17 protein-coding genes are annotated in these 25,192 nt (G+C 50.6%); 13 read left to right on the top strand and 4 right to left on the bottom strand.

The features are described from left to right. Positions 1 to 10: 10 nt before the first annotated feature. Together eptB and RSC70_RS05090 are read left to right on the top strand one after the other, a co-directional pair. Positions 11 to 1,678 carry a kdo(2)-lipid A phosphoethanolamine 7''-transferase gene (eptB, locus tag RSC70_RS05095; RefSeq protein WP_282807563.1) on the top strand — a complete coding sequence of 556 codons (1,668 nt, stop codon included), beginning with the start codon at positions 11 to 13 and terminating at the stop codon, positions 1,676 to 1,678. A 252-nt stretch (positions 1,679 to 1,930) separates the two neighbouring features. Continuing rightward, on the top strand, positions 1,931 to 3,496 hold the full coding sequence (locus RSC70_RS05090) for a methyl-accepting chemotaxis protein (RefSeq protein WP_332541889.1): 1,566 nt from the start codon (positions 1,931 to 1,933) through the stop codon (positions 3,494 to 3,496). Between the two features lie 55 nt (positions 3,497 to 3,551). Here RSC70_RS05090 and RSC70_RS05085 read toward each other — a convergent pair whose 3' ends face one another. Further along, positions 3,552 to 4,040: a YbaK/prolyl-tRNA synthetase associated domain-containing protein gene (locus tag RSC70_RS05085; RefSeq protein ID WP_282807565.1), complete on the bottom strand. Its 489-nt coding sequence runs from the start codon at positions 4,038 to 4,040 to the stop codon at positions 3,552 to 3,554. Positions 4,041 to 4,607: 567 nt separating this feature from the next. Between RSC70_RS05085 and dppA the strand changes: the two genes are divergently transcribed. From dppA to dppF, 5 genes are all read left to right on the top strand, one after another. Beyond that, a complete protein-coding gene (gene dppA / locus RSC70_RS05080; protein ID WP_052439854.1) occupies positions 4,608 to 6,236 on the top strand; it encodes a dipeptide ABC transporter periplasmic-binding protein DppA in 1,629 nt (542 codons plus the stop codon). A 164-nt stretch (positions 6,237 to 6,400) separates the two neighbouring features. Then, entirely contained in the window at positions 6,401 to 7,420 is a 1,020-nt protein-coding gene (gene dppB / locus RSC70_RS05075; protein WP_040044429.1) for a dipeptide ABC transporter permease DppB, read from the top strand. Between the two features lie 11 nt (positions 7,421 to 7,431). After that, positions 7,432 to 8,337, top strand: a complete 906-nt coding sequence (dppC, locus tag RSC70_RS05070; protein ID WP_040044430.1) for a dipeptide ABC transporter permease DppC — start codon at positions 7,432 to 7,434, stop codon at positions 8,335 to 8,337. Between the two features lie 69 nt (positions 8,338 to 8,406). Next, positions 8,407 to 9,387, top strand: a complete 981-nt coding sequence (dppD, locus tag RSC70_RS05065; protein WP_040044431.1) for a dipeptide ABC transporter ATP-binding protein — start codon at positions 8,407 to 8,409, stop codon at positions 9,385 to 9,387. Further along, the gene (gene dppF, locus RSC70_RS05060) at positions 9,384 to 10,391 is read left to right on the top strand and encodes a dipeptide ABC transporter ATP-binding subunit DppF (RefSeq protein WP_038502544.1); all 1,008 of its coding nucleotides are present in this window, start codon (positions 9,384 to 9,386) and stop codon (positions 10,389 to 10,391) included. The genes dppD and dppF overlap by 4 nt, the downstream gene beginning before the upstream one ends. Positions 10,392 to 10,831: 440 nt before the next feature. Here the strand turns inward: dppF and bcsG are convergent, their stop codons facing one another. Genes bcsG through bcsE form a run of 3 tightly spaced genes read right to left on the bottom strand, consistent with a single transcriptional unit; the run spans position 10,832 to position 14,266 of the window. Further along, complete coding sequence (gene bcsG / locus RSC70_RS05055) at positions 10,832 to 12,499, bottom strand: cellulose biosynthesis protein BcsG (protein ID WP_332541886.1); 1,668 nt, start codon at positions 12,497 to 12,499, stop codon at positions 10,832 to 10,834. Then, a complete protein-coding gene (bcsF, locus tag RSC70_RS05050; RefSeq protein WP_040044433.1) occupies positions 12,486 to 12,707 on the bottom strand; it encodes a cellulose biosynthesis protein BcsF in 222 nt (73 codons plus the stop codon). The genes bcsG and bcsF overlap by 14 nt, the downstream gene beginning before the upstream one ends. Further along, entirely contained in the window at positions 12,704 to 14,266 is a 1,563-nt protein-coding gene (gene bcsE, locus RSC70_RS05045; protein WP_332541884.1) for a cellulose biosynthesis protein BcsE, read from the bottom strand. Before bcsE ends, bcsF begins: the two co-directional genes overlap by 4 nt. A gap of 289 nt (positions 14,267 to 14,555) precedes the next feature. Between bcsE and bcsR the strand changes: the two genes are divergently transcribed. From bcsR to bcsC, 6 genes are all read left to right on the top strand, one after another. Continuing rightward, the gene (gene bcsR / locus RSC70_RS05040; RefSeq protein WP_025799534.1) at positions 14,556 to 14,753 is read left to right on the top strand and encodes a cellulose biosynthesis protein BcsR; all 198 of its coding nucleotides are present in this window, start codon (positions 14,556 to 14,558) and stop codon (positions 14,751 to 14,753) included. Then, positions 14,753 to 15,508 (top strand): cellulose biosynthesis protein BcsQ, encoded by a 756-nt coding sequence (gene bcsQ, locus RSC70_RS05035; protein ID WP_040044435.1) that lies wholly within the window; start codon positions 14,753 to 14,755, stop codon positions 15,506 to 15,508. Before bcsR ends, bcsQ begins: the two co-directional genes overlap by 1 nt. After that, positions 15,505 to 18,078: a UDP-forming cellulose synthase catalytic subunit gene (bcsA, locus tag RSC70_RS05030; RefSeq protein WP_063586185.1), complete on the top strand. Its 2,574-nt coding sequence runs from the start codon at positions 15,505 to 15,507 to the stop codon at positions 18,076 to 18,078. The genes bcsQ and bcsA overlap by 4 nt, the downstream gene beginning before the upstream one ends. A gap of 136 nt (positions 18,079 to 18,214) precedes the next feature. Next, positions 18,215 to 20,521 (top strand): cellulose biosynthesis cyclic di-GMP-binding regulatory protein BcsB, encoded by a 2,307-nt coding sequence (bcsB, locus tag RSC70_RS05025; protein ID WP_332541911.1) that lies wholly within the window; start codon positions 18,215 to 18,217, stop codon positions 20,519 to 20,521. After that, positions 20,521 to 21,705 (top strand): cellulose synthase complex periplasmic endoglucanase BcsZ, encoded by a 1,185-nt coding sequence (gene bcsZ, locus RSC70_RS05020; protein WP_332541882.1) that lies wholly within the window; start codon positions 20,521 to 20,523, stop codon positions 21,703 to 21,705. The genes bcsB and bcsZ overlap by 1 nt, the downstream gene beginning before the upstream one ends. Then, the gene (gene bcsC, locus RSC70_RS05015) at positions 21,678 to 25,184 is read left to right on the top strand and encodes a cellulose synthase complex outer membrane protein BcsC (RefSeq protein WP_332541880.1); all 3,507 of its coding nucleotides are present in this window, start codon (positions 21,678 to 21,680) and stop codon (positions 25,182 to 25,184) included. Before bcsZ ends, bcsC begins: the two co-directional genes overlap by 28 nt. Positions 25,185 to 25,192: the final 8 nt, after the last annotated feature.

Genomic DNA, 25,192 nt, shown 5'->3' with positions numbered 1-25,192 from the left:
TCAGAAAGTAATGCAAAAAATAAAATTGCTATCACAACCAATGCAGGCGCTGCTGTTAGCGATTTATATTGGTATTTTTCTTAATATTCCGGTGTTTTTACGCCGTTTTGATGAAGTCAAAGAGGGGCTCCATTTTTCTAAATGGTTAACGGGAAGTTTAGAGGTCATGGTTGTTCTCCTCTTTACCTTCTTTATCCTGAGAGTGTTTTCGCTGGGAGGGCGCTGGTTCTTCAAAATTACAGCTACGCTCATCACGCTAATATCCGTGGCTGCAAGCTATTACATGACGGCATTTAACGTTGTGATTGGCTACGGCATCATTATTTCCGTATTTTCCCCAGGTGATTTGGGTCTGTTTTCCGAAGTTGTCGGCTGGAAATTTGTTTTGTGGTTTGTTGCCGCCAGCATTATTCCTTTGGCGATCATCTGGTTGGGTTCAGCGCGTAACACGTTGCTCGAGCAGCTAAAAACACCGGGCAAAAGAATCATATCCTTGGTTGGGATGGCGTTGATCGTTGCCGTGGTCTGGGTTCCATTAAACTTAATGGGTACCGCCCAGAAAGAGATCGACCAGAAAAACAACGTTGATATGCCAAGCTATGGCGGCGTGGTGGCTCACTCTTACTTGCCATCAAATTGGCTGGCGGCGTTTGGGTTATATGGCTACACCGCGCTGGATGAGCGACAGGATGAAGCCGACTTATTTGATCCAGCGGATCATTTTTCTTACGTCGCGCCTGAAGGGATAGATGATACCTATGTCGTGTTCATTATCGGTGAAACGGCGCGTTGGGATCATATGGGGATTCTGGGCTATGAGCGTGATACTACGCCGCAGCTGGCAAAAGAGCCTAATCTGGCCGCATTCCGCGGTGAGTCCTGCGATACATCAACCAAACTTTCCTTGCGCTGCATGTTTGTACGTGAAGGCGGAACGGAAAACAACGCTCAGCGTACGCTGAAAGAACAGAATATTTTCTCTGTATTACATCAGCTTGGATTCAGTTCTGAGCTTTTTGCGATGCAAAGTGAGATTTGGTTCTACAACAATACCGACTCCGATAACTTCTCATTCCGTGAGCTGATCGCCGCAGAACATCGTAATGATGGGAAGCCGGTCGACGATATGCTGCTGGTGGAAGAGCTACAGAATTCATTGCAGAAGCATCCAAACGGTAAGCATTTAGTCGTACTGCACACGTCTGGCTCTCACTATTTGTATACGCAGCGCTATCCGCGTAGCTATGCGAAGTTTAAACCGGAGTGCATGGGCGTAGATGACTCTTGCACCAAAGAGCAGTTGATGAACTCCTACGACAACAGCATTCTGTACACTGACAACATGATTAAAAGCGTGATTGATCAGGTGCGAGATAAAAAAGCCTTGGTGTTTTATGCCTCTGATCACGGTGAGTCGATCAGTGATAATGAGCATTTCCACGGCACTCCGCGTGAAATGGCTCCGCCAGAGCAGTTCCGCGTGCCGCTGATGGTATGGGCATCGGATAAGTTTTTGGCTTCAGGCAACAATGCCAAAATGTTTGAGCAGGTACAAAAGCAGGCAAAACAGGGACAGACTCACCGGCACGTTGAGCTGTATGACTCTATTCTGGGTTGCTTAGGCTATACCTCGCCAAATGGCGGAATTAATGAAAACAACAACTGGTGTCATTTTTAATTCAATAAGTTAGTCTTGATGAGCCGAGAGGAACTCTTCCTCTCGGCTTTTTTATTCCTAGAAGCGCCTTTATTCGCATTAACTTTCTCTCAAGTTCCCTTCAGGCATGCCGATAAACTGATCAATCTTCAGTCAGTTCCCTCTGTTCATTATTCACTCTCCATAGAGAGAGGCATTTTGTACTGGCTGAGAGAGATACCACATCTGATGTCTTCTTTTGCAGGCTCTTTCATTCCTAGGGATACGACTATTATGAGTAAACACCTGACAGTCCGTAGTGGGCTGGCACTCATCATGCTTGTTTATACGTTATTGCTGCTGATGATCAGTATTATCGGCATTCAATCTGTTCGCCAAATAAATCAAAGACTGGCCGTTGTGAATCAGGTGCAGGCTGAAGAGCTGAGCCCACTGGCAGCAAGCTTTAATGCCACGCTACGGGCTCGTACGGCGGGGGCATTATCTGTTCGCCAAATGGAGATGGGTAAACTAGCGGCGGCAGATGATAGCCGTCAGCGAGCGGAGAAATTGATCGGTGAAGCTGATGCATCCATGCAGAAATTTACCGATCTGAAAAAACTGACGCCGCGTGGTGCGCAACTGAGCGCCGAACTGGAAAATACCTACCAAATTTACGTCAATCAGGCGCTGCGTCCTATGCTACAGGCGCTGAAAACCAACGATAGCGCGGCTTATTACGCATTATTAGAAGATCAGTTGCGCAATTTATCTGCCAATTTTGATCAGGACCTGCGTGATTTTCGTGGCTTCGCCGATGAAGTTGGCCAAAAGGCATTATCGGATGCGCAACATGATTACCAACGTGACCTGATTATTATCAGTGTGTCTTTCGCATTTTCGTTGCTGATTGGCGCGCTGTGCTGGGTTGCGCTGCGCAAAATCATCCTGAATCCATTGGAAAGTTTAGACGGGCATGTTTCTTTGATTGCCAGTGGCGACTTGTCTCAGGATCTTGAGAGTGAAGGCAAATCAGAAATTGCCAAGCTGGGGCGGCGCGTGCTCACCATGCAAACATCGCTGGCAGATACGGTGAGTCAGGTACGTGATGCCAGTATGCAGGTTGATGTGGGGGCAAAAGAACTGACCGTAGGCAACAGGAACTTATCGCAGCATACGGAAGAATTAGCTGCCTCGTTGGAGGAGACCGCCGCCAGTATGGAGCAGTTGACCGCCACGGTGAAACAGAATGCGGACAACGCCGAGCAGGCGAATCAACTGGCAGGGAATGTTTCTCATACCGCTGATAAAGGGGCTGAAATCGTAAGTGAAGCCATTGCTCGCATGCAGGGAATTTCGACCAGTTCCCAGAAAATTGCCGACATTATCAGCGTGATTGACGGTATTGCTTTCCAGACCAACATTCTTGCTTTAAACGCCGCCGTTGAAGCCGCTCGCGCGGGCGAACAAGGTCGCGGTTTTGCGGTGGTGGCTGGTGAAGTGCGCAACTTGGCGCAGCGGAGTGCTCAATCGGCCAAAGAGATCAAAACGCTGATTGAAGATTCTGCTCGTCGGGTGAAAGAGGGCTCATCAATGGTGACTAATGCGGGCGATACCATGGCTGATATCGCCAAGGAGATTCGTCAGGTAACGGCGCTGATGAGTGAGATCTCTGAGGCTTCTCACGAGCAAAGCCGCGGTATTGAACAGGTGAATCAGGCGATTTCACAGATGGATCAGGTGGCGCAACAAAATGCGGCGCTGGTGGAAGAGTCTGCCGCTGCGACCGGTTCTTTAGAGGAGCAAAGCGGGAACCTGATGCAAAGCATGAGCGTGTTTAAGCTCACGGTGAACGGATAATCGTCATAAACCTCCCTTTGTTCTTTAAAGCGACAAGGGGAGGTTTTCGCGAGCCTTATTCGGTGCGAATAAATGCGACCAATTTAGGTTGAGCGATGCGCTGATAGTCTTGGGTGTTGAGGATTAGAGAACGCTCAAGCGTACCGGCGTTAAATGCCAATTCATCAAAGCGCTGGAATAACAGCGGATCGGCTACTAATAACAAGTCTGGGTGGAAGCTAAAAGGCGGGATCGCGCCGAATACGCAGTCGGTTAACGCATCGACTTCCACTGGGCTGGCTAATGAGGCTCGCGTACCACCGATGTCGTGCGCTAACGCGCTGAGATCGGCCTGTTGGTCGGCGGGTAGTATGGCTAAAACATGCTGCTTAATACCGTTTCCCTTCACATGACAGACTAACGCTTTGGCACCTTGCCCAAGCTGCGTGCCGCGAATTTTTGCCACTTCTTCAGATTTCCCCGCCATAGGGTGTTCCACAACGCGATAACGAGCCTGATGCTCATCAAGCAGAGCCGTTAAACGTGAAAATGTTGCTATCGACATGCTATCTCTCCTGAGTCTCGGTTTTCACCATCATAACGCGATCGTACCTGCCCTGACTTGATGCGAAGTGGCCAAAATGGCTCCCTGAAACAGGGCATCGGACCTCGGATCACAGCATTTCCTCCTGTTGATAACGCAGATCACAAACTCAATTGTTCAGATATTCATCATTTAGCGAGAATTTTTTCAGCAAGTTTGGCAGCTGTATTCTCTATTAAAGATTTGTTACATGGTGAAATGAGCTGATATTTGCGTGGTAGCATAAATTTTAATCCTGTAAATGTTATCAATACGTTTCTTTAATGTTTGTATGCTGTATATCACAGTCCTTGTAAATCACGTTTGGTTATATTGACGTCACCTTAAACACTTGCGAAATTGGTATGCATAAGGTGGGTGATTAACACTGGGATCCCTTTCCGAGTGCTACCCAATGTGGCCCCGAAGAATCGTTCTCTTTGGCATGCGGGTTGCACCTATCCTTGGCTGTCAGCCAAAGCTGCACGGATCGCCTATAAAAAAATAGATCTGGCAGAACACACACATCACACTACGGAGCCAAGCGTTATGTCTTCTCATAAGAAAACCTCCACCCACCGTGGAAAGAAAATTGGTGCGCTGAAGTTGGGGATTGGTCTGGTTGCTCTGGCGCTGGCCGCCGGTGCGCAGGCAAAAACTCTGGTTTATTGTTCAGAAGGTTCACCTGAGGGCTTTAACCCGCAGCTGTTCACCTCGGGCACCACCTACGACGCCAGCTCGGTGCCGATCTACAACCGTTTGGTTGAGTTCAAAACCGGTACTACCGAGATTGAGCCCGGCTTAGCTGAAAAATGGGATATTAGCCCAGATGGCAAAACCTATACTTTCCACCTGCGCAAAGGCGTGAAGTGGCAGGGCAGCAAGCTGTTTACACCAACGCGCGATCTGAACGCTGACGATATCGTGTTCTCCTTCATGCGTCAGAAAGATGATAAAAACCCGTACTACAAAGTCTCTGGCGGTACCTATGAGTACTTCCAAGGGATGGGACTGGGCGAGCTGATTAGCAAAGTGGAAAAAGTGGACGATAACACCGTTCGCTTCGAGCTGACACGTCCTGAATCGCCGTTCTTGGCTGACCTAGCGATGGACTTCGCTTCTATTCTGTCTGCGGAATACGCCGATGCGATGATGAAAGCCGGTACACCTGAGAAGATTGACCTTGAGCCACTGGGTACTGGGCCATTCCAGCTGGTGCAATACCAGAAAGACTCCAAAATCCTCTACAAACCGTTCAAAGATTACTGGGGACCTAAGCCTAAAATCGATCGCTTAGTCTTCTCCATTACGCCGGATGCATCCGTGCGTTATGCCAAACTGCAAAAGAATGAGTGTCAGGTGATGCCTTATCCAAATCCGGCTGACATTGACCGCATGAAACAAGACAAATCCATTACTCTGATGGAGCAACCGGGACTGAACGTCGGCTATCTGTCGTTTAACGTCGAGAAAAAACCGCTGGATAATGTGAAAGTGCGTCAGGCGCTGACCATGGCGGTGAACAAAGAAGCGATTATTGACGCGGTATACCAGAAAGCGGGCCAGCCTGCGAAAAACCTGATCCCACCAACCATGTGGAGCTACAACGACAAGATCACCGATTACGCTTACGACCCTGCTAAAGCTAAAGAACTGCTGAAAGAAGCGGGTCTGGCAGATGGTTTTGCTATCGACCTATGGGCAATGCCGGTGCAGCGTCCATACAACCCGAACGCTCGCCGTATGGCTGAGATGATTCAGGCTGACTGGGCGAAAGTCGGTGTGAAAGCCAAGATCGTGACCTATGAGTGGGGCGAGTACCTGAAACGTGCGAAAGACGGTGAACACCAGACCGTGATGATGGGTTGGACTGGGGACAATGGGGATCCAGACAACTTCTTCGCAACGCTGTTTAGCTGCCAGTCGGCGAAAGACGGTTCTAACTACTCAAGATGGTGCTACAAGCCGTTTGAAGATCTGATCCAGCCTGCACGTGCTGAATCCGACCACGAAAAACGCACCGAGCTTTACAAGCAGGCTCAGGTAGTGATGCATGATCAAGCGCCTGCGCTGATCATTGCCCATTCCACCGTATACGAGCCAGTGCGTAAAGAAGTGAAAGGCTATGTGGTTGATCCATTGGGTAAACATCACTTCGATCAGGTGTCTCTCGACTAATTACCGCTAACCCTCCCAGCCTCCCCCTTGTCAGGGGGAGGAGCCGATTGTGATTTTTATCGATCTGCGCCCTCCTCTGTGAAGGGGAGGGCTGGGGTGGGGTCTCTGTTAGTCGTAGCTGTACTGTGAGCAATGCTTCATCATAAAAATAGAGAGTACGGGATATGTTGCAGTTCATACTCCGGCGTTTGGGGTTAGTTATCCCAACGTTTATTGGCATAACGTTATTAACGTTTGCTTTTGTTCACATGATCCCCGGCGATCCGGTCACGATCATGGCAGGGGAGCGCGGGATCTCCGCCGAACGTCATGCTCAGATGATGACGGAAATGGGCTTGGATAAACCGCTGTATCAACAATATTTTCACTACGTCAAAGACGTATTGCACGGTGATTTAGGCACCTCACTCAAAAGCCGCACGCCGGTTTGGGATGAGTTTGTGCCCCGTTTCAAAGCCACGTTAGAGCTGGGTATCTGCGCGATGCTGTTTGCCATTCTCGTGGGTATACCGGTTGGCGTATTAGCCGCGGTGAAGCGCGGCTCCGTTTTCGACCATACCGCAGTAGGCATCTCGCTGACGGGCTATTCCATGCCTATTTTTTGGTGGGGGATCATGCTCATTATGCTGGTGTCGGTGCAGCTCAATCTAACGCCCGTATCGGGGCGCATCGATGACAGCGTATTCCTTGATGATAGCTTACCGCTCACAGGCTTTATGCTGATAGATACCCTTATTTGGGGTGAGCCAGGCGATTTCAAAGACGCGGTCATGCATATGATCCTGCCTGCCATTGTGCTGGGTACTATCCCGCTGGCGGTGATTGTGCGCATGACGCGTTCCTCCATGCTGGAAGTGCTAAGTGAAGACTATATCCGCACCGCGCGCGCCAAAGGATTAGGGCGTATGCGAGTGATCATTGTGCATGCGCTGCGTAATGCGTTACTGCCGGTGGTGACGGTGATTGGTCTACAGGTAGGGACGTTACTGGCGGGTGCCATTCTGACAGAAACCATCTTCTCTTGGCCGGGCTTAGGCCGTTGGTTAATCGATGCATTGCAGCGTCGTGATTATCCTGTGGTGCAAGGCGGAGTGCTGTTGGTGGCCATTATGATCATCTTGGTCAACCTGCTGGTTGATGTGCTGTATGGCGTCGTCAATCCACGCATTCGGCATAAGAAATAGGAGGCGCAACGATGTCTAACGTTACAACAACGTCCCCAGCAATGAGCGCGCCCAAACCAATGACGCCGTTTCAGGAGTTTTGGCACTACTTCAAGCGCAACAAAGGCGCGGTAGTGGGGTTGGTTTATATCATTATCGTGTTAGTTCTTGCGATCGGCGCCAATGTGTTGGCTCCGCATCTCCCCGCAGAGCAGTTTCGTGATGCGCTGCTTAAACCACCCGTTTGGCAAGACGGCGGTAGTTGGAAATTTATTCTCGGTACCGATGATGTCGGCCGTGACGTGCTATCGCGGCTGATTTATGGCGCGCGACTGTCGTTGCTGGTGGGCTGTTTAGTGGTGGTCTTGTCGCTGATCCTCGGCGTGGTGTTTGGCCTGTTGGCGGGTTACTTCGGCGGCGTGGTTGACGCCGTCATTATGCGCGTCGTCGATATTATGTTGGCGTTGCCAAGCCTGCTGTTGGCTTTAGTGCTGGTGGCTATCTTCGGCCCTTCAATCGTTAATGCTTCGCTGGCATTGACGTTTGTTGCCCTACCGCATTACGTGCGTTTGACGCGTGCGGCGGTGCTGGTGGAAGTTAACCGCGACTACGTCACCGCGTCTCGCGTGGCTGGTGCAGGTGCAATGCGCCAGATGTTTATCAATATTCTGCCTAACTGTTTAGCGCCTTTGATCGTGCAAGCGTCGTTAGGATTTTCGAATGCCATCCTCGACATGGCGGCACTGGGTTTCCTCGGTATGGGCGCACAGCCGCCAACGCCGGAGTGGGGAACCATGCTGTCTGACGTATTGCAGTTTGCGCAAAGTGCGTGGTGGGTTGTGACCTTCCCCGGCCTTGCGATCCTGCTGACGGTATTGGCATTTAACCTGATGGGCGATGGGTTGCGCGATGCGCTAGACCCACGTTTGAAACAGTAAAAGTCTACTGACATCGCCCAGTGCAAACTGGGCAACAGAACATCAGTAGATTTTTGGGAGCAGAATATTATGGCTTTATTAGAAGTTAACGAGCTATCAGTTCACTTTGGTGAAAAAAACGCGCCGTTTCGCGCCGTAGATCGTATCAGCTACAGCGTCAATCAGGGTGAAGTCATTGGTATTGTTGGGGAATCTGGCTCTGGTAAATCAGTGAGTTCGCTGGCGATTATGGGGCTGATTGATTTTCCCGGTCGCGTGATGGCAAACGGACTGAGCTTTAACAATATCGATTTACAGAAAATTTCAGAGAAAGAGCGGCGTCAAATCGTGGGGGCGGAAGTCGCCATGATTTTTCAGGATCCCATGACCAGCCTGAATCCCTGCTATACCGTGGGCTTCCAGATTATGGAGGCGCTTAAGGTGCATCAGGGCGGGAATAAAAGCACGCGCCGTCAGCGCGCCATCGACCTGTTAACGCTGGTAGGAATTCCCGATCCTGGCTCGCGTTTGGATGTGTATCCGCACCAGTTGTCCGGTGGGATGAGCCAGCGTGTGATGATTGCGATGGCGATTGCCTGTCGGCCAAAACTGTTGATTGCTGATGAACCGACCACGGCGCTAGACGTCACCATTCAGGCACAAATTATTGAGCTGCTGCTGGATCTTCAGCAGAAAGAGAACATGGCGCTGGTGCTGATCACGCATGACTTAGCACTGGTAGCTGAAGCCGCGCATAAAATTATCGTGATGTATGCCGGTCAGGTGGTTGAAGCCGGAACGGCGCAGGAAATATTCCGCACGCCACGCCATCCGTATACGCAGGCTCTACTGCGGGCATTGCCCGAGTTTGCCGCCGATAAAGCGCGCTTAGCATCGCTGCCGGGCGTTGTTCCAGGCAAATATGATCGCCCTAACGGCTGCTTGCTTAATCCACGCTGCCCGTATGCGACGGCTTTGTGCCGTGAGGTAGAACCGGAACTTAAGGATATCAACGGACGTAAGGCGAAATGCCACACGCCGCTCGATGATGCGGGGAGGCCAACACTATGAGTCAGGCAATATTGAACAAACAGGCACCGCTGCTTCAGGCCATTGATCTGAAAAAACACTATCCGGTGAAGAAGGGCATGTTTGGCGCTGAACGTTTGGTAAAAGCGTTAGACGGCGTTTCTTTTACGCTGGAAAGGGGCAAAACGCTGGCGGTAGTGGGTGAGTCAGGCTGTGGGAAATCCACGCTGGGGCGTTTGCTGACCATGATTGAAATTCCTACCGGCGGTGAGCTGTATTACCAAGGGCAGGATTTATTAAAGCCGGACGCCACGGCGGAAAAGCTACGTCGCCAGAAAATCCAGATCGTTTTCCAGAACCCGTATGCTTCGCTGAATCCGCGCAAGAAAGTCGGTGCAATTCTTGAAGAGCCTCTCACCATTAACACCAAGCTTAGCGGTGCCGAACGGCGCGAAAAGGCGTTGGCAATGATGGCGAAAGTCGGGTTGAAAACCGAACATTACGATCGCTACCCGCATATGTTCTCTGGTGGCCAGCGCCAACGTATTGCCATCGCGCGTGGGCTGATGCTGAACCCAGACGTTGTGATTGCGGATGAACCGGTTTCTGCGCTAGATGTTTCGGTACGCGCTCAGGTTCTGAACCTGATGATGGATTTGCAGCAGGAGATGGGGCTGTCTTATGTATTCATCTCTCACGATCTCTCCGTGGTTGAGCATATTGCGGATGAGGTCATCGTGATGTATTTGGGACGTTGTGTAGAAAAAGGGCCGAAGGAAGCGGTGTTCAATAACCCACGCCACCCCTATACCCAAGCGCTGCTGTCGGCAACGCCTCGCCTGAATCCCGATATGCGCCGTGAGCGTATCAAACTGACAGGCGAGTTGCCGAGCCCGTTGAATCCGCCTCCTGGCTGTGCGTTTAATGCTCGCTGTAGTCGTGCGTTTGGCACCTGCAAGCAGCTACAACCACAGCTTAAGCAGTATGGCGATCAGCTTATTGCCTGTTTTGCCGTAGATCAGGATGAAGCTGCACAGAGCGCCTAAAGCGGATTATCCATATAAATATTTATTTGAAGAGCCTATATAGGCTCTTTTTTTTAGGTATATGGGATGGGCGTACTCTTATATGTAAATCTGTGCGGGAGGTAACTATTAGCATGCAAAAAAAAGAGAAACCCGATGTATTAGTCTGCTAACGCTATAGCAGTCTTTTGCTTTATTAGAAATATCTTAACGGATGTTAATAATACCAACCTTAATTGTCGGTTGCCGTTATTCTAAGGATACGTGTATTTGCAGATATATATTGCTAGGTTAAAGATGCATTAAAATATCCATATTAAAATAACGTCTACTCGAGGAAGATATATTTCCTGTATATGTAAACATAGATGGGCATAATGAATAAATATGTTTTTTATAGAGATATACGTAAGAAAAAAGGCCCCCATTTGGGAGCCTTTTTAGCCATTTAACAGTGTGTATTATTGCGGGTAAGGGACCCAATCACCGCCGTTGAGGCGAATGTAAGGCTTGCCCTGATACTGAATAACGATGGCATTATCGTTCTCTGAAACCGGTGCGGTTTGAGGCAATCCCTTCAAGAGATCCTGCCAGTTTACGCTTGCCTCGGTGAAGATTTTACCGTCAACGGAGCGAGCGACCAGTTCTGAAAGTGCCAGATAGCTTCTTGGCTGATCGACAACGATTTCAGTAGGTTGTGGTGCTTTCATACCGATAAACTTGATGCCCACGGGAACGTCAGTGATGCTTGGGCTTGGGATATCACGTAGGCCAGACATCTGCATTTTATCCCCAACTAAGGCAGCACCGTGCTCAGGCACAACAACAACCATGATTTTACGGTTTGATTTCTCAAGCTGGGTAAGGAAAGTGTCTAACTGATCAAACAGTTTCTGAGCGCGAGGTTTGTAATCGGCAACCTTACTGCTGCCAACCATTCGGTTACCATCGTGCAGTGGAATCAGGTTAAAGAAGGTTGCGGTACGCGCATCCCCTGATTTTTCAACCGTTTGCTCCCAGCGTTGCAGCACTTCGAGATCGTTGAAGATGGGCTCGCCGTCAAAGGAAGTCAGCTCGTTTGAAATCCCTGCCTGAGACTCTAGCGGTGGCTGCAAATCGGCATATTTACGCAGGTCTTCCAAGTAGTTACCGAATTTACCGCTGTGGTCCATAATCAGGTTCTGACCAAAGCCTAGCTTAGCTAAATTATCCATCAGATAGCACTGTTGCCCCGCGGCTGAATAAAGTTCTTTATGCGAAGGCTGTCCACAACTGGCGCGTAATAAACGAATTGAAGCTGGGCCACTGTAGGCGGTGGCTGAGTTAAAGTTTTTGAACAGGATATCGAAGTGTTTCCACAGCGGATGATCCTGTAAGCCAATGGAATCAACGTCAGACCATGCTAAAGAACAGATGTTGATAATCAGCAAATCAAAGGGTTGTGCATCCGTCGGTAGCGCCGCTGGGAACTGAGTTTGGCGCTGTTTTTCACTGGCATAGAAGGCATCGAGATAAGCAGCCAAGTTCTTGCTATCCGGTGGTGCCGTTTGTGCCGGCAGGTCGCCTGTTGCAGCGGCTGACGTAGAGCCCGTGCTGGCGTTTGCCGCCGGTGCAGTCGCGGTGTTATTACTCGCAGTATCAGGGACTAACGAGATAGCAGGGCCAGCTATTTGCAACACGTTCAGCCAAACGAGCGCACCCACCACGAATACCGTTATGCGGATCCACTGTGAGATAAACAGGTAACCGACCAGCATTACGAAGCCCGCACCGATCATTTTCCAGTTGATAAAGCGATTGACCAAATCCAGAAGGTACGACGCTGAGAAGCCCGCTAGCTGCGAGCCTTGACTCATAATGCTGTTGATACCCGGTAGCCACGTATCGTGATAAAACAGGCCAATACCAATAGGTATCGCAATCCAGTTACGCCAGCGGTGCAAACGGGCATTTGGTAACGGGAAAAGCAAAAAGGCGAGGAAAATCAGGTTAGAAAGTGCATCAAAGTTGAGATAGCCAAACCACAAGAGGGCAAATTTAAGTAGGAAATAGAAATTCCAACCGCCTAGCCCACGCCAGTAGTGCCACAGGTCCGCGATGTTGTTCTTGGTATTACTATTCTTGGTCATTTTTACGGTCTACCGTGACTGAAGTGTTACGTTGCAAACGAGTATTACGCCGCAGGATCCCCTCGGATTTTAAATAGCGCGGCGTAAATAAAACTTGGCGTACTGACTGAAGCAGCATCGGCAATTTTTTACGCAAATAGTAGCCTAATGGCAGCAAAATCACCGCACAAAGCACGATAAGCTGCAGTATATCCATCCCATTCATCATTCAGCACGCTCCTGATCCAAGGCTAGAGATAAGCTGATTGGCTGCGGTGAATGCCGAGGTGGACGCTCTTCGGCCACCGGACTGCTTTTATTGCCGACCAACGGCGCGAGCCGGTCGGAAAGATGCCAGTTTGATGGCTTATTAAGCTGCATCTGCTGCAGTTCCATGATGATCAGTTTGTCTTGATACCAAACCATGCGGTTGGAGAAAACTTCTTCGACCGGCAGTGGAAATATGTGTTTAAGCGCAACATCTAAGTCATTGATTCTGCATGATGAAAGGAACAGCGTGAGCCGGTTTTCATCAATAGTGACTAAATCACCAAAGCGGCGAGCGCGGCATAGCGTGAGAGCTTGTTCGGCGCGAAGTCCGGGCACCGGGCGCAATGCCACCAGAATTCCTTTGCTGTCTTCTGGTAATAATGCGTTATTCATCAATGACATCAACGTTTCGCAGAAAGGATTGTAAGGAATATACCCTTTCAAATTCAGCGGGCGCATTGCATCAATCAGCAGATTAATATCTGCAGGGACATGGCGTGGGTAGGTTTGTCCCTGAATCCCTTCTAGCATGGTCAAACAGCGTGAAAGCGGCGCATTATGCGGCACAATCAGATTGGCACCACAGGCCAGTAACAAACGTTCATCGCTGAAACGCAAGCAAGGGGTGCTTTCACGCACAACGAGCTTAATGATCTTGCCGCGCTGACGGCGCAAAGTATGAATTTTTCGCGCCAGAGCATCGAGCTGATCGCTGTTCGAGAGCTGGAACACCAGCGTTGAGGCTTGTGCCGCATAGGCTGCATTAAATAGCGCTAGGTTGCTCTCAAACAGATGCCAATTTTCTGACAGCGGTGGAGCACCTTCCAGCACGCCTTTATGGGCTAGATAGAGCTGTTCATCGTTGCGCGGTTGTGGCGCCTGAGACGTATCTTCTTGCGCATGCCAGCCTTGCTCATCAAAAGAAACGCTGACGTCTTGCTGCGCGGTGACACCGTTTTGGTTACACCAATACGCTACGTCATAACGGTGCAAATCCTGAAGCCATCGTAGGCTCGCGAGGCCACATAGCGTACGGTGTTGAGACTGAAGCGTTGCTCTTTGATTATTGGCGCTTTTTCCGTAGTCTAAAATCAATAACGTACAGTTTTGTTGGCGCAACCAGCGGGCAGTATTTCTCATCCAGTCGGTTAGCTCATAAGGTTGCAGCTGTTCCCAAATACTGGAAGGGGTTAATAACACTAACAGACGATTTTTGGGGTTCAACCCGCGCATTAAATCTTCAGTCAGTTGGAATAACGCTTTTTTATTTTCAGGCAGAGAATAGATAGGGAGCTTGTCGGGGCCATGAGCGTAGTTGGCACTGATGATATCCTGAGGAGGATGGTTAACGCTGATTAACGCCGCGCGTGTTTCAGCTGGCTGGCTAGAGATAACCTGCTGACAAAAACTTTTGGCATCAACCTCGCGATCTGCGCTCACCCAGTAGAGGCCGGGAGCTTGCATAATGCGAAGCTCATCCCATAGTTGATGAACTCCAAGAGAAAACGATAGCGCCATAAGAGTTTAATTTCTCTGAATGTGATTATACCTAGTAAAACTGATGTTTTTATCTAATGGACAGATTTATCTTAGCTGCACGAAATTCTTTTGCTCGTTGTTTTGCTGTGACTTCGTTTATTTGCAGGAGCATCAGTTTACTAGCGAAAAAGCATAAAGGAATGTAACATTATAAATAATTCACGACAAATTACTAAGACTGATATGTTCTCGCTATTATATTGTAGCAACAGCTTTTCTTTATCTAGCTATAATCATAAACCATAGCCGATTTTTCACGGATAGCAGAATGAATGATAAAAGAAATAATCCGATTGAGAATAGCCCTACGTTTACTTTCCAAAATGATATTGCGGCCCTAAGCAAAGCATTTTCTATTCCTAAAATCGACTATGTAGATATCTCTAGGCAAGAACATATGAATGAAGTGATCCGCCGCTGGCCTCTTTTGGCGGAGCTGATGCAATTTGCAGGGAGCGCTAAGTAATGGCAATTATTGCTTTGCAGGGAATGCGAGGAGGTGTGGGAACCACATCTATCACCGCGGCGTTAGCGTGGGGATTGCAGCAACTGGGCGAATCCGTGTTAGTCATCGACGTCACCCCTGCGAATTTGCTGCGTATGCATTTCAATACGGATTTCGCCCACACGAACGGTTGGGCGCGTGCCGAATTTGATGGCACGGCTTGGCAAGATGCGGCGCTGCGTTACACCGACCTGCTTGATTTTCTCCCTTTCGGACAGATTAGTGCCGATGAGCATGCGCAATTCTTCACGGACATACATCGCTGGACGCACTGGGCGCAAAACATTCCAGCATTGCGTGCCAATGGCCGCTATAACTGGATTTTGCTGGATGTGCCAAACGGTATGCATCCGCTGACACAGCATTTCACTTCTCTCGCCGATGGCGTTATTAACGTTATTGTTCCTGATACCAACTGCCACACGCGTTTGCATCAGCAGGCGTTGCCACAGGGAACGTACCTGCTCGCTAATCAGCTGCTCGCCACCAGTAAACTGCAAGAAGATATTTATCAGCTATGGCTGCAAAGTTTGCCTTCGCTGTTGCCTATGGTGATTCACCGCGACGAAGCGATGGCCGAGGCGAGCGCCGCCAAGCAACCGGTGGGTGAGTATTACCCGCACTCGCTGGCAACCGAAGAAATTATGACGTTGGCTAACTGGTGTTTGCTGCATTTTGATGCCGATGGCAACGTTGCTGATGGGTCGGCGTTATGAGATGGATACTCGATCTGTTTCTAATGACGCCAGCGCGTCAGGCGTTGGCCGATCGCTATCGTCAATACCGCCAGTATAACGAGGCCTCCCCTTTAGGCGCGGCGTTGGGCTGTTTTTGGTTGGCCATGGCATGGTTCTTTCTAAAACTGGAATCCCCGCGCTGGCAGCAGATCCGTAGCCAGCAAACCACGCTTTTCCCCCATATTGATGCACAGCGCCCACGCCCGTTAGATATCGTTCGTTATGCCATTCAGTCCCTGTGGTTGATCGTGTTCTCAGCGCATCGCTCGGTAAAAAACTATGGCTTAGGTGAGCGTTTTAAAGGTTTGCACAATCGCTATCATGACTGGCTGAAAAGTCTGCCTGATAAAGTACAGGAACACGGTGCGGAAGAGTCTGAAGAGGCCTTTAACCGTTTAGGGCAGGGCGTTCGGCGTATTATTTTAGGCGTGATGTGCGTTTTCTCTACTATCCTCGCGTTGTTATGTATCTCGCAGCCGTTTGATTTAAGTTCCCAGTTTGTTTTCGTACTGCTGCTGTGGGGCATTGCCATGGTGGTGCGGCGTATTCCTGGGCGGTTCTCGTCACTGATGATGATTGTGCTGTCGTTAACCGTTTCCTGCCGTTATATCTGGTGGCGCTATACCTCAACGCTAAACTGGGACGATCCGGTCAGTTTAATCTGCGGGCTGTTGTTGTTGGCCGCAGAAACCTATGCGTGGGTAGTGTTGGTTCTGGGGTATTTCCAAACCATCTGGCCGCTTAATCGCCAACCGGCACCGATGCCGGAGGACGTTAAGTCGTGGCCGACTATCGATATCATGGTGCCAACCTACAACGAAGATATGAGCGTAGTTAAACCAACGATCTACGCGGCGTTGGGTATTGACTGGCCGAAAGAAAAGCTGAATATCTGGCTGTTGGACGACGGTGGCCGCGAAGAGTTTCGTGAATTCGCGGAAACGGTAGGGGTTAAATATATTGCTCGTACAACGCATGAACATGCTAAAGCTGGGAATATCAATAACGCTCTGAAGCAGGCGACCGGCGAGTTTGTAGCGATTTTTGACTGTGACCACGTGCCAACGCGTTCATTCCTACAGTTAACGCTGGGCTGGTTCTTTAAAGACAAAAAGCTCGGCATGATGCAGACGCCGCACCACTTTTTCTCCCCCGATCCTTTTGAACGTAACCTTGGTCGTTTCCGTCGCACGCCGAATGAAGGCACTCTGTTCTATGGTTTGCTGCAAGACGGTAACGATATGTGGGATGCGACCTTCTTCTGCGGCTCTTGTGCCGTATTACGACGCACAGCGTTGGATGAGGTGGGCGGGATCGCCGTTGAAACCGTGACGGAAGATGCGCATACCTCTTTGCGTTTACACCGTCGTGGATGGACGTCGGCCTATATTCGAATTCCACAGGCGGCGGGTTTAGCCACGGAGAGTTTGTCGGCGCATATTGGTCAGCGTATTCGCTGGGCGCGCGGCATGGTGCAGATTTTCCGTTTGGATAACCCGTTGTTTGGCAAAGGTTTGAAGCTGGCGCAGCGTATTTGTTATGCCAACGCCATGCTGCATTTCTTATCGGGTATCCCGCGGCTTATTTTCTTAACCGCACCGTTGGCGTTCTTACTGATGCACGCCTACATCATTTTTGCTCCGGCGCTGGCTATCGCTTTGTATGTTATTCCACACATTGTGCATTCCAGCCTGACCAACTCAAAAATCCAAGGCAAATACCGCCATTCGTTTTGGAGTGAAATATACGAAACGGTTCTGGCGTGGTACATCGCACGTCCCACTACGGTGGCGCTATTTAATCCGCATAAAGGGAAGTTTAACGTTACTGCTAAAGGTGGCTTGGTTGAGCATCAGCACGTCGACTGGGTAATTACTCGTCCGTATCTGATTTTGGTTCTGCTGAACTTTGCCGGGCTGATACTGGGAATTTGGCGCATGTCATTCGGGCCAGAAGATGAAATCTGGACGGTGGCGATGAGTATGGTGTGGGTGTTCTACAACATGGTCATTTTAGGCGGTGCCGTGGCGGTATCGGTTGAAACTAAGCAGGTTCGCCAGTCTCACCGTGTCGAAATTGCGATGCCTGCCGCAATTGCGCGAAAAGACGGCCATATTTTCCCTTGTACGCTGCGTGACTATTCTGATGGCGGTGTGGGAATTGAGCTACGCTCAGGCAATGTGTTGCAGGATGGTGAGAACATTACGCTGATGCTAAAGCGTGGACAGCAGGAATATTCCTTCCCAGCTAAGGTTACGCGAGTCTTCGGACAAAAAGCCGGTTTGCGTATGGATAACATGAGCGTAGCCCAGCACATTGAGTTTATTCAGTGTACGTTTGCCCGCGCAGATACTTGGGCGCTGTGGCAAGACAGTTTTGCAGAAGACAAACCGGTAGAGAGTTTGGTGGATATTTTGAAACTCGGCTTCCGTGGATACCAAAGCCTTGCCGACTATGCACCGCCGATTTTACGTAGTGTGTTTGTTGGATTTACCACTCTGGTTGCGTGGACGGTTTCGTTTATTCCACGTGGGGTGAGCAGAGCTTAAGTAGGCAGGAAAAAATAATAAGCGTTTCGGGACTTTTCTTTATTCATCGATTTCAAGGCGCAGCGGAGACTCTGGGCGATGAGATACGAAGAGTAAAGTGGTGACTCAGACATTGGCTCAACATGATGATAATGCGATGAATAAAAAAATATTTTGGCTAACTGCTGTGGCATTGGGTATTAGCACCTTGGTGCATGCTGAGCCGGTGTCTCCTGTAACCGAACCAGAAAATGTGGCGACAACAAATGCCGCTACGACCGCATTGACCGATCCCGCCGCGCCAGCACCTCAGGTCGTTGGGATCCCGACGCGTGACGTTAACTTAACCTTCGCTAAGATCGCACCGGCACCGGGCAGTATGCATTTGCGCGGCGTAGATCCTACCGGACAGTTTGAATTTGGCGTGCGTAGCGATGAAGTGGTATCGAATGCGATGCTGAACTTAGAGTTTACGCCGTCGCCTGCGCTATTCCCCGTAGAGTCTCAGGTAAAAGTTTTTCTTAACGATGAACTCATGGGCGTGTTGCCGATTGCGAAAGAGCAGTTGGGTAAGAAAAACAGCGCACAGGTACCGATTGATTCTCGCTACATCAGCGACTTTAACCGCGTGCGTCTGGAGTTTGTTGGTCACTATCGTGCCGTTTGTGAGAACCCAGCGAGTACCGCCCTCTGGCTGGATGTGGGCAAAAACAGCTCCATCAGTCTGACCTACCAAGGGTTGCCGCTGAAAAATGATTTGTCGCATTTCCCTGAGCCTTTCTTTGATGCTCGCGATTATAGTGCGCTAACGCTGCCTATCGTCTTTGCCGGTCAGCCTAACTTGTCAGAACAACGCGCTGCGGGCGTGCTGGCATCTTGGTTTGGTAGCAAAGCGCAGTGGCGTGGGCAAAACTTCCCTGTTCTGTTTAACCAGCTGCCGGAAAAACACGGCGTAGTATTTGCGACCAACGATAAGCGCCCTGATTTCCTGCGCGATTATCCGGCTGTGAATGGGCCTGTGGTTGAGATGATCAGTCGCCCAGATAACCCGTATGTGAAATTGCTGCTGGTGTTGGGTCGTGATGATAAAGACCTGATGACGGCGGTGCGCGGTATTGCGCAGGGTAACATTCTGTTCCGTGGTGATAGCGTTGAGGTAGAGGGCGTTAAAACGCTGGCACCTCGCGTGCCATACGATGCGCCAAACTGGGTGCGTACCGACCGCCCAATGACGTTCTCCGAGCTACAGACCTATGCAGAGCAGCTGCAATCGACAGGTTTAGAACCGTCGCCGATTAGCGTGACGCTAAACTTGCCGCCAGACCTGTTCTTGATCCGCAGTACCGGCATTGATATGCGTATGAAGTACCGTTATACGTCGCCCGCGGCTGAAGACGGCTCCCGCATGCGGATCAGCCTGAACAACCAGTTTATTCAATCGTTCAATCTGGTGCCTGAGCAAGATAAAGGCGCATTGTTGATGCGCTTGCCGCTGTTCCAAGGGCTGATTGATAAAAATACCGATGTGGCTATTCCGGCCTTGAAACTGGGTGCAAGTAACCAGCTGCGCTTTGATTTTGACTACGCGAATCCCATTTCCGGCGGTTCAGTGGATAACTGTGTGACCTCACAGCCAGTTCCTAATACGGTGGCGATTGACGGCACTTCAACCATCGACTTCTCAGGCTACCGTCACTTTATGGCGATGCCGGATTTACGTTCGTTCGCCAACGCCGGCTTCCCGTTCAGTCGCTTAGCCGATTTGTCAGAAACTGAAGTGGTTGTGGGTAAACAATCTACGCCGGCTCAAGTCACGGCCATGCTAAACGCATTGGGCAGCATTGGTGCTCAAACCGGTTTCCCTGCGCTGAATGTATCGCTGACCGATGATTGGGCACAGGTGAAAGATAAAGATACCGATGTGCTGCTGATTGGCTCAATTCCTGATGCACTCAAACAGGATGACAAAATCGACCTGCTGGTGGATGCAACGGAAAGTTGGATCAAAATGCCGATGCGTCGACCAAACCTCGATACCATCATGCCAGAAGCCTCTGCGATGAAGCCTGACTCTCAGACGACTATTCGCTCTGAAGGTGCTATGGCTGCGGTGATTGGCTTCCAGTCTCCGTATCACGATCAGCGTAGCATTGTTGCTTTGCTGGCAGACAGCCCACGTGGCTATAGCCTGCTTAATGACGCGATGATCGACAGCGGTAAGAAAGCCTCAATGTCAGGTTCTGTTGTGGTCATCCGTGAGTCTGGCGTGAACAGTTTGCGCGTGGGCGATGTTTACTACGTGGGTCATCTGCCGTGGTGGGAACGTCTGTGGCATGTATTCTCGACGCATCCGATTCTGGTTGCCGTGTTATCAGCGGTGAGCGTCGTGCTGTTGGCCATCGTGCTATGGCGTCTGCTACGGATCTTACGTCGTCGCCGTTTATCTCCTGATGAGCGTGATTAATGATGTTTAGGTTTTTCACTCAGTCCCCCTGTGTAGGGGGACGACATGAGCCGAGATTCAGCGCGGTTGCGCTGTGTCTGCTCCTGCTGAGTTTTTGCACTCAGGCCGCTGCTAGTTGCGATTGGCCTGAGTGGCAGCAGTTCAAACAGCACTATATTAGTGAACAAGGGCGGGTGATCGACACCAGCAGCCCGAAAAAAATTACCACCTCTGAAGGCCAAAGCTATGGCTTATTCTTCGCTCTGGTCGCAAATGACCGGCCTACGTTTGAAAATATTCTGCAATGGACGCAGAACAATTTAGCGCAGGGCGATCTGAGCGCTCGCTTACCCGCTTGGCTATGGGGTATGAAAGAGAAAGATAAAAACGGCAAGCAGGAATGGGGCGTTCTCGACACTAATTCGGCTTCGGATTCCGATCTGTGGATTGCCTATTCGCTGATGGAAGCGGGCCGTTTATGGAAGGTGCGCAGCTATCAATCTCTAGGTGTTTTGCTGCTTCAGCGTATCGCGCGTGAGGAAGTGGCTGAGTTGCCAGGGTTTGGCGAAATGTTGTTGCCAGGGCGCGTCGGTTTTGCGCATGCACCGGTATGGACCGTTAACCCAAGCTATTTACCGCCGCAGCTGATGGCTCGCATGGCGGGTTTTCATGGGCCTTGGGCCGCGCTGCATAAGAATAACCAGCGTCTGTTGCTGGAGAGTTCACCGAAAGGGTTTGTGCCAGACTGGATAGACTGGCGTAAAGACAAAGGCTGGGAACCCACGCCGGATAAGCCTAACGTCAGCGGCTATGACGCGATCCGTGTTTATCTGTGGGCGGGCATGATGGCCGATAACGATCCTAACAAAGCCGCGTTGATTAAGCAGTGGCAGCCAATGGCGGCGATGACCGCCGAGCTTGGATATCCACCAGAAAAAGTCGATGTTGCGACGGGCAAAGCATCAGGGTATGGCAATTCAGGTTTTTCAGCGGCATTGCTGCCGTTCCTTGCCGGTTCTGATGCGCAAGCGGTTCAGCGCCAACGGGTACAAGATAATCCGCTGGGCAATGATGCTTATTACAGCTACGTATTAACGCTCTTTGGCCAAGGATGGGACCAACAACGTTTTCGTTTTAATTTAAAAGGTGAGCTTTTACCTCACTGGGACAGCAGCACATGCGCAAGTACCGCAACTTCTCATTAAGCGGGTTGAGTCTCTCGATCGGTTTATCTCTCGCCTCTCTGTCTGGTGCCGGCGTTGCCGCAGATGCAGCGGTTTCGCCTGAACAGTGGCTGCTCGAGCAAATTCGCGTGGGCGAAGCCAGCCACCGTGATGACTTGGTCACGCAATCGCTGTATCGCTTAGAGCTGATGGATCCTAATAATCCCGACGTGATGGCGGCGCGTATGCGCTTGGCGTTGCGTCAAGGCGATCAGCAGGTTGCGCAACAGCAGCTAGATAAATTGAAAGCGCAGGCACCGAATTCAGAGGCCTACAAGCAGGCCAAGCTGAATATGGCATTGACGACGCCGGAAGGCCGTCAACAGCTACAGCAGGCGCGTTTATTAGCGACCGCAGGCCATGTTCCTGAGGCGGTGGCCGCTTATGATAAATTGTTTGAAGGTACGCCGCCGACCGTTGATTTAGCGGTGGAATATCTGCGCGTTGTTGCGCGTCAGCCGGGTCAAGAAAACAACGTTATTGCCAAGCTGGAAGCGTTGAGACAAACCAATCCGGGTAATGGTGAGTTGCGCAAAGCGCTGGCAGGCATGCTTTTGGATACTAACCAAACGCAGAAAGCTTATGCGGTGCTAGAGAAAATGGCGGCGGACAGTAACACGCGCGGAGACGCCGCAGATCTGTGGATGGCTGAGATTAACCGTATTCCAGTCGGTGAACAAAGCGTTGCGGCTTTGCAGCGTTATCTGGTTATTTTCGCGCAAGATCCTTCCACTGTGGAAGCGCGTAAGAAGTTGGACGATCAGCAAAAATTACTCTCCGATCCTGCTTTTGTTGCCCGCTCACGCGGCTTGGCGATGGTTGACTCTGGAAAAGGTGGGGTGGCGATCCCTGAGTTGCAGAAGGCATTGGCATCAAGCCCAAATGATTCCGACGTGCTAGGCGCGCTGGGTCAGGCCTATGCGCGACAGGATAACCGTGCAAAAGCGTTAGAGTATTTCCAACGTGCGTTAAAAGCCGATCCAACCGGATATGACCGCGATAAGTGGGTCAGCTTAATTAAAAGTAATCAGTATTGGTTGGCAATCCAGTCTGGCGATAAAGCGCTGAAGGCCAATCAGTTGGATGTTGCGCAGCAAAAATATCAGCAGGCGCGTGGGATCGATAATACGGATAGCTATGCCGTGCTTGGTTTAGCTGATGTCGCGGTTGCACGTAAAGATGATGCGGGTGCAGAGCGATTGTATCAGCAGGCACTGCGCCTCGACTCAACAAACAGCAGCGCGGTGCGTGGGTTAGTGAACATTTACCAACGCCAGTCACCCGAGAAGGCAATGGCCTATCTGGATCAGTTGCCGCGTAGCCAGCGTAAGGCGATGCAGAGTGCTATAAACAGCATTCAAAGTGACGTCTTGCAGCAGCAAGCACAGGCTCTTGAACAGCAACAACAGTGGGCTGGAGCGGCAGATAAGCTACAACAGGCGCTGAAACTTTCGCCCAATGACGTATGGCTGACATACCGTCTTGCTAAAGACCTACATGCGGCTGGCCGCACCGACGAAGCCGACCGCACTTTCAATGCCTTAGCACAGCAGCTTCCTGGCGATCCTCAGCAGGTTTATGCACACGCGCTTTATCTTTCGGGTACCGATCGCGATCGGGCGGCATTAGCGCAGGTTGATGGATTACCACAGGCGAAGTGGGATGCCAATATCCGTGAGCTTTCTGACCGCTTGCACTTCAGCGAAACGCTCAAAAAAGCCCAAGACCTGCGTGATGCGGGGCATGAAGACGAAGCGATTGCTTACCTACGTCAACAGCCAGCCAATACACGCGTTGATTTAACGCTCGCCGATTGGGCATTAGAGCGCGAAGATTATGACGCGGCGCTGGCGGGTTATCGCGACGTGCTAAAACGCGAGCCCGATAATGATTCTGCTCATCTAGGCGAAATTGAAGCCTTCGTTGCGCAAGGTGAGCTTGAACAAGCCCGCACTCAGCTACAGGCATTGCAGCAGGTTAAACCGACCGAAGCGCCAAGCATGAATACCGAACGCCGCGTGGCGGGGGCTTGGGCATCCGTGGGGGATATGGCGAAAGCGCAGGCGATCTTTGATCGTATTACTCCGCAGGCGGCCAAAGAACCTGGGCAGGACGGTGCGCTGGTGATGCGCGACGCGGCTCGCTTTGAACAAAAGCAAGGGAACCCCGATAAAGCGCTCGATTATTACCGTGATGCGATGGTGTCCTCTGGCATTGCGCCAACCAAACCACAGGATAACGATACTTTCACTCGTCTAACGCGTAACGATGAAAAAGACGATTGGCTCAAGCGTGGCGTACGTTCCGATGCGGCTGATTTGTATCGACAGCAGGATGTGAATGTCACGCTGGATCATGACTATGCGAGTTCTAGCGGTACCGGTGGCTACTCCGATTTAACAGCTAATACCACCATGCTGCAGATGGATGCGCCGCTCTACGATGGGCGGATGTTCCTGCGTACCGATGTGGTAAATATGCAGGAGGGTTCCTTTAAAGGTGGGGCTTACAAAGAGAAATTTGGTACCTGCTACGTTAACGGCTGTAAGCCCGGTAATAGCCAAAACTCAACGGGTGCGAGTCTCTCCGCTGGTTGGAAAAATGACCATTGGGAAGGGGATTTCGGTACCACCCCAATGGGCTTCGACGTGGTGGACTGGGTCGGTGGGCTGAGTTATAGCAATGACTGGAACCATATTGGCTGGACGGTGAATGCTCATCGTCGCCCGATATCAAGTTCATTGTTGGCGTTCGGTGGCCAAAAAGACGATCAAACTGGCATTACATGGGGCGGTGTACGTCGTACCGGTTTGGGGATCAGCGGCAGCTACGATCGCGGCGAAGCGCATGGTGTTTGGGCTGATTTGAGCGCCGATCAACTGACAGGGAAAAACGTTGCTGATAACAGCAGCGTACGTTGGATGGCGGGGTACTATTACAAGCTGATCAACGAAAATAACCGCCGTGTGACCGTAGGCCTGAGCAATATGATTTGGCACTACGATAAGGATTTGAGCGGATATACGCTTGGGCAAGGTGGTTACTATAGCCCGCAGGAATACGTTTCCTTTGGTGTACCAGTGAACTATCGCCAACGTACCGAAAACTGGTCTTGGGAATTGGGTGGTTCGGTGTCTTGGTCGCATTCGAAAACCGACACCGTCGATCGTTACCCGATTAAAAGTCTGATCCCTGCGCCGGACAAAGCGAACAACAAATACACGGATAAATATGATACGGATAGCGGCAGCAGCAGCAGCGGCGTAGGTTATACCCTACGAGCGATTGTTGAGCGCCGAGTGACTTCGAACTGGTTTATCGGTGCGGGTGTAGATATTCAGGAAGCGAAAGATTATACCCCGAGTCACGGTTTGATTTATGTCCGCTATTCGGCGGCTGGCTGGCAAGGTGATATGGATCTGCCACCGCAGCCATTAACGCCATACGCTGATTTCAAGTAATCATCCTA

The organism is Hafnia sp. (genome assembly GCF_036648275.1).
Lineage (GTDB): Bacteria > Pseudomonadota > Gammaproteobacteria > Enterobacterales > Enterobacteriaceae > Hafnia > Hafnia alvei.
This window is presented reverse-complemented; position numbering and strand designations above follow the sequence as displayed.